The organism is Burkholderia sp. BCC0097 (assembly GCF_902832985.1).
GTDB lineage: Bacteria > Pseudomonadota > Gammaproteobacteria > Burkholderiales > Burkholderiaceae > Burkholderia > Burkholderia orbicola.
In genome coordinates, this window is record NZ_CADFDM010000011.1 from 17627 (window position 1) to 31019 (window position 13393).

A 13393-nucleotide genomic window follows, 5' to 3' on the forward strand; every position below is an offset into this window, starting at 1 on the left:
GTGTTTGTACGGCCGCGCCATTCGCTCCGGCTGCGATGACGCGACCGTCCTCCTTACTTGCCAACGCTACCCAGCGTACCCAGCAACCCCGTGACCGGTGCCAGCAGGCCCGTCGAACCGCTGCCCGACGATGCGGTACCCGACACGCTGCCGACCAGCGACGTGACCGGCGCGAGCGGGCTCGAACCCCCGGACCCCGCTGCACTGCCAACAGCTCCGGTGACAGTATTCAGCAAACCGGTGACGGGCGCGAGAGGGTTTGCACTGCCTGCGCCACCTGTTGCGCCGCCGAGCGTGCCCGTGACCGTCGACACGAGATTCGTGACGGGTGCCAGCGGGCCGCTGCTGCCGCCTGCCGCGCCACCCAGTGCGCCGGTCACCGTGGAGACGAGGCCGGTTACCGGCGCGAGCGGGCCGCTGCCTGAGCCGCCCGTTGCGCCGCCGAGGGCGCCCGTGAGCGAGCCGAGCGGTGTCGAGCCGAGACCCGACAGCAGGCCGCCGAGCGGGTTCGTCGAACCGGAACCCGACGACGAGCCGTTCTGGACGGTTGCCGTCGAGCCGCCGACGAGGCTCGTGATCAGGCCGGGGATCGGCGCCGCGCCATTCGGGCCGTTCGGGTTGACGAGCCCGCCCGCGTTGGTCACGGTGTTGCCGACCGCGGTCACGAGCTGGCCGACGTCACCGACGAGCGGCTGGCTCGACGTGCCGCCGACCTGCTTGCCGGCCGAGCTGATGGCGCCGCCGATCTGGCCGAGCAGGCCCGAGACGGGTTGGCCGAGGCCGGTCGTCGTGCCGACCTGCTGCGTGACCTGGCCGGCGGTGATCACGAGCGGCGTGATCGCCGAGCTGATCGGCTGCGTGACCTGCTGCACGGCGCCCGACGACAGCGTCGAGCCGATCGTCGTGCCGGCGGCCGTCAGGCCGTTGGCGACCGTGTCGAGCACGGTGCCGACCGGCGTCGTGACCGGCGCGAGCGGTGCCAGCGGGCCCGTGCCCAGCGCCTTGACCGTCGAGCTCAGGCCGGACACCGTGTTGCTGGTTGCGCCGACGACGTTGCCGAGACCGGCAACCGTGGTGCCGACCGGGTCCTTCGTCGAGCCGATCTGTCCCAGCCCGTTGCTCACCGCATCGGCTGCCGCACCGACGATCGTGCCGGTGCTGGACAGCGTGCTGCCGACGCCCTTCGTCACGCCGTCGCCGAGGCCCGGCAGGCTGATGTTGCCGACCGTGCTGCCGAGGTCGGTGGCCGTCTGGCCGACCGTGCTGATGACACCCTTGGTGCCGGTCGACGAGCCGCTGGTACCGCTCGTGCCGGACGTGCCGCTCGTGCTCGGGTTGTTGTTGTCGTTGCTGCTGGTCGGCGGCGAGCTGACGCCGCCACCGCCGCAGGCGGCCAGCAGGCACGCCGCGGCGAAGGCGGTGAGGGGCGCGCGCCACTGGCGCAGGGCGACCGTCGGGATGGAACGTTGCTGGGACATGATGGACTCCTCGCTGTCTTTTCGATGAATGGATGTCGGATTACTTGCCGTGCGTGCCGCCGAGCAGGCCGCCGATCAGCGACGTGACGGGCGCAAGCGGATTGGACGACGCGCCCGAGTTCGTGACGGCACCCGTGCCGCCGCTCAGTGCCGGTACGCCGACCGTGCTCGTCACCGTGGAGACGGCGTTCGTCACCGGGGCGAGCGGGCTGCTGCCGCCTGCGCCACCCGTTGCGCCGCCGAGGGCGCCCGTGACTGCGCCGAGGAGACCCGTGACCGGGGCGAGCGGGCCGCCGCTGGTACCGCCCGTTGCGCCGCCGAGCGCACCGGTGACCGTCGAGACGAGACCCGTGACCGGAGCGAGCGGGCTGCTGCCGCCGCCTGCTACGCCGCCGAGCGCGCCGGTGACCGTCGAGACGAGGCCCGTGACCGGAGCGAGCGGGCCGCTGCCGCCGCCTGCTACGCCGCCGAGCGCGCCGGTGACCGTGGAGACGAGACCGGTGACCGGGGCGAGCGGGCCACTGCCGCCACCCGTCGCGCCACCGAGTGCACCGGTAACCGTGGAGACGAGGCCCGTGAGCGGGGCGAGCGGGTTGGTCACGCCGCCGGTGCCGCCCGTGAGCAGGCCGCCGACGGCCTTCACGGTGTTGCCCGTCGACGAGACGGTGTTGCCGAGACCCGTGGTGACCGGGTTGCCGCCCGTCGATGCGAGCAGGGCGCCGGCCTGGTTCAGCCCGTTGCCGATCGTGCCGAGCAGTGTGTTGACCGGTGCGCCGAGGCCGGTTGCCGTGCCGATCGTCTGGGTCGTCTGGCCGACCATCGTCGTGATCGGTGTGATGGCCGAGCTGACCGTTTGCGTGACCTGCTGGATCGGGCCGGTCGACAGCACATTGGTGAGCGTGGTGCCGCCGTTCGACACGGCGCCGCCGAGCGTCGTGACGAGGCCGCCGACGGCGCCGGTGACCGGCGCGAGCGGGGACAGCGGGCCGCTGCCGAGGCTCGTGACCAGGTTGCCCGTTTGCGTGACTGCGCCGCCGAGCTGATTGACCACGCCGCCGGTGCTGGCGACCGTGGTGCCGACCGGGTCCTTCGTCGCGCCGAGCTGGCCGAGCCCGTTGCCGAGGCCGTTGCCCAGTGCGGTAACCGCGCCGCCGACGCTTTGCACGATGCCGCCCGCGGCTTGCGTGGTGGCCGGATTGACGCCCGGCAGCGTCTGGCTGCCGATGACGGAGCCGAGACCGGAGACGGTGCTGCCGGCGTTCGTGATGATGTTGCTGCTGCTTGCGAGGACAGTTCCCACTGCGTTCGATGACACACCCGAGGTGCCGGACGTCCCGCTCGTGCCCGAGGTGCCGCTGGTGCCCGACGTGCCGCTCGTACCAGAGGTTCCGCTGGTGCCGGAAGTACCGGACGTGCCGCTCGTGCCCGAAGTCCCGCTGGTGCCGGAGGTACCGCTCGTACCCGAGGTGCCGCTCGAGCCGTTGCCGCCCGACGTGGAGATCGTATTGCCGCCGCCGGAGCTCGAACCGCCGCCGCCGAGACCCTGGCTGATGGAGCCGGAGCCGCCGCACGCGGAGAGGGAAAGCATGGCTGCAACGGTGGCCGCGATCAGAGTCGTCCGGAACACGCCATGAGGGATAACCTTAATGTCCATTTCTTCCTCGCATTAAAAATGTGTTGTGAACTGCGTTGTGTTGAGTGGTGCGAGGACTACTCTGCAACTGTCGTGCCATTTCGATGGCCGACGGTTCGACAACAGGTTTTAAACGAGGCAATTCCTTGTGGGAAAAGGAAGTTACGCGACTTGAAAGATTGTTGAATCTGTTTAAGTGCAGATGAATGAGAACGGTTTCGGTCGTTTCGTAACGTAACGTCACAACATTGGCGTTACGCGTGCGGCGTAACGTGGGGGGCCTGGAGGCTTGCTGGACGAGGCAATTGTTTTACTGATGGATTAGGTGTGCACATCTAACCTATCGTAAATCCTATGTGTAAGTCGTACCGAAACGCCGTACAAATACGTTGTGCTCCCGGTCATTTTTTTCCGCCAGAGTGGTTAAAAGAGGTTGGAATTTAAATAGGAACGGATATAGAATCGGGAGCAGATGTAAGCAAATGTACGGTTCGGTACACTACGTTCGAGGAGGAGCGCTATCGCGAATGTTAACTTGCATCAAATCGTGAGCAATGCCCTTCGGGGCGACCTATAAAGAAAGCGCACCCGGTTGTCGTTACAGCAGATGTGGCGAACGGTCGGGGCAAACGGCCAGATATGCGGGGACGTATACGTATAAAAGGCCAGAAAACGTAAATACAGGCACGAGGAATAAAATGAAAGCAATGATGATTCGCTTCCTTCGGGAAGAAGACGGGGTTACCGCGATCGAGTATGGTCTGATTGCGGGTCTGATTGCGGCCTTGATCATCGGTAGTGTGACGACTATCGGCACGAAGATCGCGGCTCTGTTCTCCACGATTGCCAATTCGCTGCCGGCGGGCTGACCCTTTGTAGTTTGGTGGGTGGCGAGCGGGCCGCAGTTGCGGCTCGCTCGCCGCTACGTCGAATTTCGCAGCCAGTCGCGATATGGCACATCTTCTCGCCATCAGCACTTTTTTTGCCTGGGCGACGCTCGTTGCCGTCGGTGATATTCGATTTCGGCTTGTCCGGAATTCGTTGATCATCGGCGGACTCCTTGCGGCGTTTGCCAGTGCATTGGCCAATGCAAATCCATTTGGCATCTCGGCCGGACAGGCATTGATCGGCATGCTGGTCGGCCTCATCGTTTTTTTTCCGCTTTTTGCAGTGCGTGTAATGGGAGCGGCGGACGTGAAAGTGTTCGCGGTACTCGGCGCGTGGTGCGGTTTATCGATATTGCCGTGGCTGTGGGTGGTCGCTAGCGTGGCGGCTGGTGTGCATGTTCTTGCGCTGCTGATGCGGACGCATACGCCGTTGGGCGCGCTGTGGTCGCGCGGCACGCCGACGATGGCACTGGGCGGGCGGCGAGCGACGGCGTACGCAGCTTGCCTCGTCATTCCGGCGGCGATATGGCTGGCTTATCTCGTCGTTACCGGAGGTGTGCAATGAGGCGGCAGTGGCAGCCACGGTCGCGACGGCGTCAGCGGGGCGCGACAGCGGTCGAGTTCGCACTCGTCTTTCCGCTGTTTTTCATGATCATGTACGCGATCGTTACGTACGGGCTGATCTTCGCGGTTCAGCAGAGTCTGACGCTCGCGGCGACCGAGGGCGCACGCACGGCGCTGAACTACGTTTACGAGGCTAACGGATCCAGTGCACAGGCGCTGGCGGACCGGGCGAAGGCGGCGCAGACGACGGCGACCGGCCTGACATCATGGCTGGCCAACGTCCAGATTCCGACACCGGTGTCGGGAGCATGCAGTTACGACGCGACGATGTATTGCGTGACCGTCACCGTGACGTATCCGTACAAGGCCAGTCCGCTGGTTCCGTCGCTGCCGTTGCTCGGCCTCGTGACGCCAGCGCAGTTGACGGGCACGGCAACTGTGCAGATCAATCCGGCGACTATTTTATGAAACGGACGTCGTGCGGGGGCGCGGTTGCAAGGTCCGATCGTAAAGCGACGTCTAAATTTCGAGATAACAACCTTTACGGCACTCAACATTCACCATGGGCAACAACTTGACGAAGATCATCGCCGGGCTGCTGATCGCGATCGCCGTGCTGCTCGGAATCTATGCGTGGATGCTCGGCCGCGCACCGGCACATCCGCCAGCCGTTGCGCCCGTCGTTGTGGCGGTGCAGACGGTACCGGTCGTCGTGGCGACGCGTCTGCTGCCGGCCGGTCAACCGATCCAGGCCGATGCGGTGAAACTTGCATCGGCGCCAATGATGCCGACCGGCGGGTTCAGCGATCCGACGCTGCTGATCGGTCGCGTCCCGGCGAACGACATTCTCGCCGCCGCGCCCGTCGTGGAAAGCGGCCTGACGTCGGGGCTGGCCAATCAAGTGGCGCCGGGGGAGCGGGCCGTGGCCATCAAGGTCGACGAAACGAATGCGGTCGGAAACCGGCTACGTCCTGGCAACTTCGTCGACGTGTTCGTGAATTTGCGTCGCGACGGCACGGGGATGGCGCAAGCTAGCTCGGAGATTCCCAATTCGCAGGCGCGCCTGCTGATGTCGAAACTGCGTGTGCTGTCGTTCGGCGATGCCACGTCCGATCGCGACGGCAACAGCGGGCCGAGCGGCGCGGTACGGACTGCCGTACTTGCCGTGCCGACGGCACAGATCGACGCGCTGACGCTCGCCGAGGCAAGCGGACGTCTGACGCTCGCGCTGCGTAATCCGCGCGACGAAGAGGTGGCGGTTCATACAGTCGCCATTCGGACGGCCGGCGATCTGACACCCTCAGGACAGGCTGCCGCCGGCGTGTCGCTCGACGAACTGTCGGGCGTGCGCGCGCGCAACGTGCCCCGAGTGCAGGCATCACCGCGTGCGCCGATTGTGGCTCGCGGCGCGGGAAGCAGCATCGAAGTGATTCGGGGTGGGCGGGCCGAGACGGTCTCCTATTAGCCAACCTAAACACGGTCATCGACAGCGGTAACGGAAGGGAGAAGGCCGTACGACGGTCTCCGACACAATGACAAAAAAACTGATTGCATACGCGATTGCCATTTGGGCCATGACCTTTGCCGTGTTGGCTGGCGCCGCCGGCGCCAACGCATCGATCGATCTTGCTGTCGGCTCGCAGCGGCAGATCGCTGCCGGCCGTACGCTGCAGCGGATCGCGGTCGGAGATCCATCGGTCGTCGACGTGCTCGTCATGAAGGGCGGGCGCGCCGGGACCGTGTTGATGGTGGCGAAAGCACCAGGTTCGACGAACGTGATGCTGTGGGAGCGTGGCCGCGATGAACCAGTGGTATGGAACGTCAATGTCGTCGACGCGGCAGCACACGCCGTGCTGGACGGCTCGGGGCCGGGCGTCAAGGCATATGGCGGTACCGCTGTCGTATCGGGTTCCGCGACGTCGCTCGAAACGCACGAACGGGCGGTTGCGATCGGCAAGCGGATGGGCGGCAAGGACGGTGCGGTAATCGATGCGTCGACGGTCGGCGACCGGAACGTCGTGCAGGTCGATGTACGGGTCGTCGAATTCAGCCGTTCGGTGCTGAAGGAAGCCGGACTGAATTTCTTCAAGCAGAGCAACGGGTTTGCATTCGGCGCTTTTTCGCCGAGCGGTCTTCAGTCGGTAACGGGAGGGGCGACCTCGGGATTCCAGGCGACGGCCGGCATTCCGATCGCATCCGCATTCAATCTCGTGGTGAATTCGGCCGGCCGCGGCATTTTCGGCAATATTTCGATTCTCGAGGCGAACAACCTGGCGCGTGTGCTGGCACAACCGACTCTGGTGGCTTTGTCCGGGCAAAGCGCGAGCTTTCTGGCCGGCGGAGAAATTCCCGTGCCTGTGCCGCAAGCACTCGGTTCGACAGCGATCGACTGGAAGCAGTACGGTGTCGGCCTTACCCTGACGCCGACCGTGCTGAGCCAGCGTCGTATCGCACTCAAGGTGGCGCCCGAATCGAGCCAGCTTGATTTCCAGCATGGCGTCACGATCAACAGCGTTTCGGTGCCGGCGATCACGACCCGCCGTGCGGATACGACGGTCGAGCTCGGCGACGGGGAAAGCTTCGTGATCGGCGGCCTGATCGACCGCGAAACGCTCTCGAATATCAACAAGGTGCCGGTGCTGGGCGATCTGCCGATCATCGGGGCTTTCTTCAAGTCGTTGAACTACCAGCAAAACGACAAGGAACTTGTGATTATCGTGACGCCGCATCTCGTCGCGCCGATTGCGAAGGGCGCACCGTTGCCGACCACGCCGGGCGAACTGTCCGAACAGCGCGATGGCCCGGTGTGGAGGTCGTATCTCGGCGGTATCGCATCACCCGATGCAGCGCCCGGATTTTCGAAATGAACGCGGCACGAGACGTCGCGCGATATGTAACCGGGGGTGTTCAACATGAACGCGAGAACCCTTTCGTTGGCTGAACCTGCCGTGACCGACTATTTCGTGTGCGCCTCGCAGCAGGACGAGCACGCCCGCTGGCTGAGCGATACGCTGTTGTCTGCCGGCACGGTGGAAGTGTTGTCGCTCGAGCCGGCCGCGCTGAATCAACGCATCGCAGGACTCAACCCGGCGATCGTCTTCATCGATTTTTCCGGTGCGCAAGCCGCGGCAAGCGCCGCCGCGGCCGCCGTGCGTCTCGCTCACCCGGGCCTTCCGGTCGTTGCGCTCGGCACGCTGCTGGAACCGGAAAGCGCGCTCGCCGCGTTGCGGGCCGGTGTACGCGATTTCATCGACGTATCGGGCAGTGCCGAAGACGCGTTGCGGATCACTCGCGGGTTGCTGGAGCATACCGGTACGGAGCCGCTCAATCGGCATGGCAAGGTCGTCGCGCTGCTCGGTGGGCGTGCGGGGATGGGGGTTAGCACGCTCGCCGCGAATCTGTCGGTATGGTTGCACAAACGCAGCGGTTTGAGCGATACGGAAACGGACACGCCTGCGTTTGGTGTCGCCGCGCCCCATGCGCGGCAGACGGCGTTGGTCGATCTCGGGCTTCCCGCTGGCGATAGCGCGCTATTCCTCAACACTCGGTGCGAATTTCATTTTGTCGAGGCCGTGCGCAATCTGCGGCGCATCGACCGGACGTTTGTTAATACCGCGCTGACGCGACACACGAGCGGCGTCGCCCTGACCACGTTGCCGCCCAATCTCGCGGATCTGCGCGACGTATCATATGCAGCGTGCGTCGGCCTGCTGAACCGGTTGCGCGCATTCTTCGATCATCAACTCGTCGATCTAGGTGGATTCACGAATCATGAATTCGTGGCCCAGATGACGGCTGTGGCCGACGAAGCTTGGCTCGTTTGCGATCAGGGCGTTGCATCGATCGTCTCGGCGGTCGGCCTGCTTGAAGGGCTGCGCGACGCAGGCGTCGAAATCGGCAAGATTCGTCTTGTCGTCAACCAGTACGACGCGATGCTCAACCTGACGCCGTCCCAGATCGCAGGCCGGCTTGGCATTTCGCTGCTGGCGACGCTGCCGGCGCGCCGCGTCGCGATTGGCCAGGCGGCCAATCAGGGGCGCCTGATCGTCGATACGGCCGAGCGCGATCCCTATGTGCGTGCGCTCGAGCCGCTGGCAGACCGACTGGCCGGCCCGGCCACCGTGACTCAACGCGGCGCGTTGGGCCTGTCCGCGCTCAAGCGTTTCATTCAACCTTCGTCCAGGCGATCGTAAGCGATGGCACACGACATCCAATTTGCCGACGGCGCAGCGCCGTTCTCCCAGTCGCAGCAGTTTCACGACATCAAGAATGCCGCGCACGAGCATTTGCTGACTCGCATCGAGGAACTCGGTGCCGAATTCGGTCGATGGTCGCGCGAGGCGATCAACCAGTTCGTTGACCTGGAAATCGACAGCTTCGTGCGGTTACGGCGTATTCCGCTCAATGAGAACGAAGTCAGGGCGATTGCCGAGGCGTTGACGAAAGAGCTTGCCGGGTTCGGGCCGATCGAGGATCTGCTTGCCGATCCGCACGTCGAGGACATTCTGATCAACGGCTACAACGACATCTACGTGTCGCGTCACGGCATTCTGGCGAAGCTGCCAATCCGCTTCACCGACAACGCTCATCTGTTACGGATCGTTCGGCGCATCCTTGCGCCGATCGGCCGCCGTCTCGACGAATCGAATCCGATGGTCGACGCACGGCTGCCGGACGGCGGGCGTGTCAACGTCGTGATTGAACCACTGTCGATCGACGGGCCGGTCGTATCCATCCGGAAATTCCGCAAGGATCCGCTGAAGCCAGCCGACTTGCTCGCCAATGGCACGTTCAATTCGGAAATCGGTACGTTGCTGGAAGCGGCGGTCGAGGCCCGCTGCAACATCCTCGTCTCGGGCGGGACGAGCTCCGGCAAGACCTCCCTGCTCAACGCGCTGGCGTTCCATATTCCGGAGCATGAGCGAGTCGTGACGATTGAGGATACGGCTGAGTTGTCGCTGAATCACCCCCATGTCGTCCGTCTGGAAAGCAGGCCGGGCGGCTTCGACGGCAACGGTGTCGTCACGATCCGCGATCTGCTGCGCAACACGTTGCGGATGCGGCCGGACCGCATCATCGTTGGCGAAGTGCGTGGCGGCGAAGTGCTCGAGATGCTGCAGGCGATGAACACGGGGCACGACGGCTCGATGGGCACCGTCCACGCGAGTTCGCCGCGCGAGTGTTTGTACCGTCTCGAGATGCTGGCCGGTTTCGCGGGTTTCCAGGGGACCGAATCAAGCTTGCGCCGGCAGATCGCGAATGCGATCGACTTCATCGTGCAGATCGGCCGTCTGTCGAATGGGCGGCGCCGGATTCTCTCGATTACCGAAGTGACCGGTTTGTCGGACAACATCATCGCGACGCAGGAGTTGTATCGCTACGAGGCCCGTGTGACACCCGAAGGCGAGGAGGTCGACAACTGGGAATCGCTCGGCATCCATCCGCATTCGCCGAAGCTCGCGCGCTTCCGTCAGTCATTGCAGAACAGCGGCTTCGGCGGCAACGGGGGTGGTTTCGGCGGTGGGTTCGGCCGGGGCGGCGGGGGGTTCAATGTATAGCCTGATGGCAGGCGTGCTGGCCGTGGCGCTGCTCTGCATTGCCGGCGCGTTGATACTGTGGCGACACGGCGAGATGAAGCGCGGTCGTGCCGATGTGCAGCGTTTCATCGACAGCCGAATCGAGCCGGCCGCAAGGGGGGCGGGCGCGGTGCAGCGAGAAGCGAAACCGTCAGCGACCGTCGCGTCGGCGCCCGGCGCCACCCGCGCGCCGTCCGCCATGCCTGCGTCGCGTTGGGCGCACTGGCGCGAGATCGGCGCAGAGTACCTCGCCAACGTGGCGAGTCGCGCCGGTATCGAGGACGCACGCGGCAAGGCGCTGCTTGCGTTGCTGGGGCTGATCACGGTCGGGCTTGTTGCCGGCAACCGGGGCGGTTGGCTTGGCTGCATCGCCGCGCTCGTGTGCGGTGCATCGCTGCTCGTATTCTGGCTGGTGTCCCGCATTCAGCGAAGGCGCCTGACTATTGTCCGCCAGTTGCCATCGTTTCTCGACGGCATCGTGCGTCTCGTGACGCTCGGCAACAGCGTGCCGGCGGCGTTCCAGGCCGCGTTGCTGACGACGGAAGCGCCGTTGCGCGGTTGCCTGGACCATGTATCACGGATGTTGCGGACGGGCGTGGAGATCGATCGTGCGATGGGGCACATCGCGAACGTCTATCACACCAAGGAATTCGAACTGGTCGGTTCGGTGTTGCGGCTTTCGGTCCGGTACGGCGGCCGCGCCGACGTGATGCTTGACCGGATGTCAACGTTCATGCGCGACCTTGAGCAAGCCGAACGGGAACTGGCGGCGATGTCGTCGGAAACGCGGTTGTCCGCATGGGTGCTGGTGATGCTTCCCATTGCGATCGGAAGCTTCGTCATCGCGACGAATCCACTCTACCTTCAGTCGATGTGGGACGACTACACGGGACGCCAGTTGCTGTTCATCGCGTTCATGCTGCAGGTCGCGGGCGGGATCTGGTTGTACCACATGGCCAAACTGAGGTGAAGGCATGACAGCCAATCAACTCGGCTCGCTCGCACTGGCACTCGGCGCACTTGGCATCGTGCTGTTGGCAGTGCTCGCCTTGCGTCGCGCGAGCGCACAGACGCGCAGCGATCGTACATTGGCCGGCGCGCTTGAGCGGCGCTCCGCGATGCTGGAGGCGGCGGGCGCACAGGCGGCACAGGAAGCTGGTGAATCCAGGCAGAACCTCGGCTTGCGGGATGCAAACACTGAGCCGTCGCGTCTTGTTCACATATTGGACCGTCTGTCGATGGTCGGTGTGCGCTTGCTCGACACACGCATCGGCCGCTATCTCGTTGCCGACGAGGACCGTCTGCTGCTGGAGCAATGCGGCTTCGTCGATACGCGTACCCGCGGACTGTTCCTGAGCGCCCGACTTGCCTGTTCGATCGTCATGCCGTTGTTTTTCATCGTGCTGATCGGGCCGCACGTGACCGGCGAGCAATGGCGGGCAGGGGCGGGTATCGCTCTCGTGGGCGGCTTCATGGTGCCGAAGCTCTACCTGCGACGTCGTGCGGCCCGGCGCCGGCAAGCCGTAGTCGACGAGTTGCCGCTGCTGGTCGACATGCTTCGTTTGCTGCAAGGCGTCGGACTGTCGCTCGACCAGAGCATCCAGGTCGTGACGAACGACTTCAAGGGAATGATGCCTGTGCTGTCGCATGAAATGGAAATTGCTCAGCGGCAATTCTCTGCCGGCCGGACGCGCGAGCAATCGCTGCAGCGGCTGTCTTCGGGTTTCGAGAACGAGGATCTGCGTGCGATCGTGCGGTTGTTGATCCAGGTCGACAAACACGGTGGCGCCGTTCAGGAACCGCTCAAGCAGTTCGGAGACCGGTTGCGCGAAGCGCGCCGTGCGATGTTGCGCGAACGGATCGGCAAGCTGACAGTGAAGATGACAGGCGTCATGATCGTGACGTTGTTGCCGGCATTGCTTATCGTGACAGCCGGACCGGGGATGATCTCGGTGCTGCGCGCGCTGAATCAGGCACAGCACTGAGGCAGGAAAGGAAGCAAGATGAAACGCATCGATGAAATCGCGAAAGTGGCCGGGGTGCTTGCGTTGGCCGGCATGCTGGGCGCATGTTCGGCGTTCAAGGAGAGCGGCTACGGCGTCGGTCCGCAGGCCGAGCGTGCGGCGCTGATGGATGCTGCGGCTCAGAAGGGGGCGGCGCCGGACACGCCGGGTATGTATCTCGGCCTGATAGAGCGGATGCAGTCGCAGGGACTATATTACGCGTCGCTGGCCCACATCGATGCGTACGAGAAACAGTACGGCGCGTCGCCGCAAACAATCCTGCTACGCGCCGATGCGTTGCGGATGACCGACCAGCCCGCTGCGAGCACGGCGGTCTACACGCAGTTGCTCAACACGACCCTTGCCGCGCGCGGTTATCGCGGCCTCGGGTTAATTGCCGGTGGCGCGGGAGATTTCCCGCGCGCCGCGCAGGCGTTGTCGCAGGCAACCGTACTGGCGCCGACCGACGCGTCGACGCTGTCGGATCTCGCCTATGCAAAACTGCGCTGCGGCGATGTCGATGGCGCGCGCATTCCGCTGATGAAGGCTGCGGAACTCGACCAGAGCAATCCAAAAATCATCAGCAACCTAGCGCTGTACTTGCTCGCATCCGGCCGGACGCACGATGCGCAGAAGCTGATGGCGCAACTGAAATTATCGGCCGACTTGCGTAACGACATCCGCAGCGATGCGCTGAAGATAACCGCGGCGGCACGCGTATGGCATCGCGCGTCGACAGCTCAGGCTTCGACTGCCATTGCGACGCCGACCGGTTCGGGAAGCGTGGTCGACGTCTCCGGCTCCGACGTCGCAAGACGCCCGTCGCCCGTGGCGAACATCCAGGGATTCGATCCTACTGCACCGCTGCTGCAGCGGTTCGCACAATGAAAAAGGCATTCGGGGGGAACTGACATGACGAACAATAGATATCCCGGTCGCGCTGCACGTGTGTGCCACGGTGTCGCGCTGCTCGTGCTGATGGGGGCCGCAACCGCGGCGTATTGCGAGCAACCGGCAGCGGACGCGTCGGAGATTGGTCATGCGACTACTGCGCTGCTCGCTCTTCAGCGGGACGGCCAAGTGGCCGGGCCTTCATTGCCGATGCTGGGCGACGCCGCGTCGCTCACGTACAAACGGTATATTGAGTCGTTCACGCACAAGATTCCTGAGTCGATGGGGTCGCCGGTCAACGCGAACGGTGGCGGGTCGTCCGGTGGGCAGGGTTCATCGCAATCGAATTGAGCGAGGCAGC

General features: G+C 64.4%; 13 protein-coding genes. 11 read left to right on the forward strand and 2 right to left on the reverse strand.

Annotated elements, in window-relative coordinates; genetic code table 11:
* Positions 1–53 precede the first annotated feature (53 nt).
* Together HWX07_RS30420 and HWX07_RS30425 are read right to left on the reverse strand one after the other, a co-directional pair.
* Entirely contained in the window at positions 54–1478 is a 1425-nt protein-coding gene (locus HWX07_RS30420; RefSeq protein ID WP_175878808.1) for a collagen-like triple helix repeat-containing protein, read from the reverse strand.
* Positions 1479–1518: 40 nt separating this feature from the next.
* Positions 1519–3132 (reverse strand): collagen-like triple helix repeat-containing protein, encoded by a 1614-nt coding sequence (locus tag HWX07_RS30425; protein WP_175878809.1) that lies wholly within the window; start codon positions 3130–3132, stop codon positions 1519–1521.
* Between the two features lie 677 nt (positions 3133–3809).
* Here HWX07_RS30425 and HWX07_RS30430 point away from each other — a divergent pair.
* The 11 genes from HWX07_RS30430 to HWX07_RS30480 all read left to right on the forward strand — a co-directional run bounded on the left by HWX07_RS30430 (position 3810) and on the right by HWX07_RS30480 (position 13383).
* On the forward strand, positions 3810–3980 hold the full coding sequence (locus HWX07_RS30430; protein WP_175878810.1) for a Flp family type IVb pilin: 171 nt from the start codon (positions 3810–3812) through the stop codon (positions 3978–3980).
* Positions 3981–4062: 82 nt separating this feature from the next.
* Positions 4063–4563 (forward strand): prepilin peptidase, encoded by a 501-nt coding sequence (locus tag HWX07_RS30435; protein WP_175878811.1) that lies wholly within the window; start codon positions 4063–4065, stop codon positions 4561–4563.
* Entirely contained in the window at positions 4560–5030 is a 471-nt protein-coding gene (locus HWX07_RS30440; protein ID WP_175878812.1) for a TadE/TadG family type IV pilus assembly protein, read from the forward strand. Before HWX07_RS30435 ends, HWX07_RS30440 begins: the two co-directional genes overlap by 4 nt.
* A 94-nt stretch (positions 5031–5124) precedes the next feature.
* The gene (cpaB, locus tag HWX07_RS30445; RefSeq protein WP_175878813.1) at positions 5125–6027 is read left to right on the forward strand and encodes a Flp pilus assembly protein CpaB; all 903 of its coding nucleotides are present in this window, start codon (positions 5125–5127) and stop codon (positions 6025–6027) included.
* 109 nt (positions 6028–6136) lie between these two features.
* On the forward strand, positions 6137–7429 hold the full coding sequence (locus HWX07_RS30450; RefSeq protein WP_244130059.1) for a type II and III secretion system protein family protein: 1293 nt from the start codon (positions 6137–6139) through the stop codon (positions 7427–7429).
* Positions 7430–7474: 45 nt separating this feature from the next.
* Complete coding sequence (locus HWX07_RS30455) at positions 7475–8755, forward strand: fimbrial protein (protein WP_175878815.1); 1281 nt, start codon at positions 7475–7477, stop codon at positions 8753–8755.
* A 3-nt stretch (positions 8756–8758) separates the two neighbouring features.
* Positions 8759–10120, forward strand: coding sequence for a CpaF family protein (locus HWX07_RS30460; RefSeq protein ID WP_175878816.1), 1362 nt, complete (start codon positions 8759–8761; stop codon positions 10118–10120).
* Positions 10113–11108 carry a type II secretion system F family protein gene (locus HWX07_RS30465; protein ID WP_175878817.1) on the forward strand — a complete coding sequence of 332 codons (996 nt, stop codon included), beginning with the start codon at positions 10113–10115 and terminating at the stop codon, positions 11106–11108. The genes HWX07_RS30460 and HWX07_RS30465 overlap by 8 nt, the downstream gene beginning before the upstream one ends.
* A gap of 4 nt (positions 11109–11112) precedes the next feature.
* Entirely contained in the window at positions 11113–12123 is a 1011-nt protein-coding gene (locus HWX07_RS30470; protein ID WP_175878818.1) for a type II secretion system F family protein, read from the forward strand.
* A gap of 18 nt (positions 12124–12141) precedes the next feature.
* Positions 12142–13029 (forward strand): pilus assembly protein, encoded by an 888-nt coding sequence (locus HWX07_RS30475; RefSeq protein ID WP_175878819.1) that lies wholly within the window; start codon positions 12142–12144, stop codon positions 13027–13029.
* Between the two features lie 24 nt (positions 13030–13053).
* Entirely contained in the window at positions 13054–13383 is a 330-nt protein-coding gene (locus tag HWX07_RS30480) for a DUF3613 domain-containing protein (RefSeq protein ID WP_175878820.1), read from the forward strand.
* Positions 13384–13393: the final 10 nt, after the last annotated feature.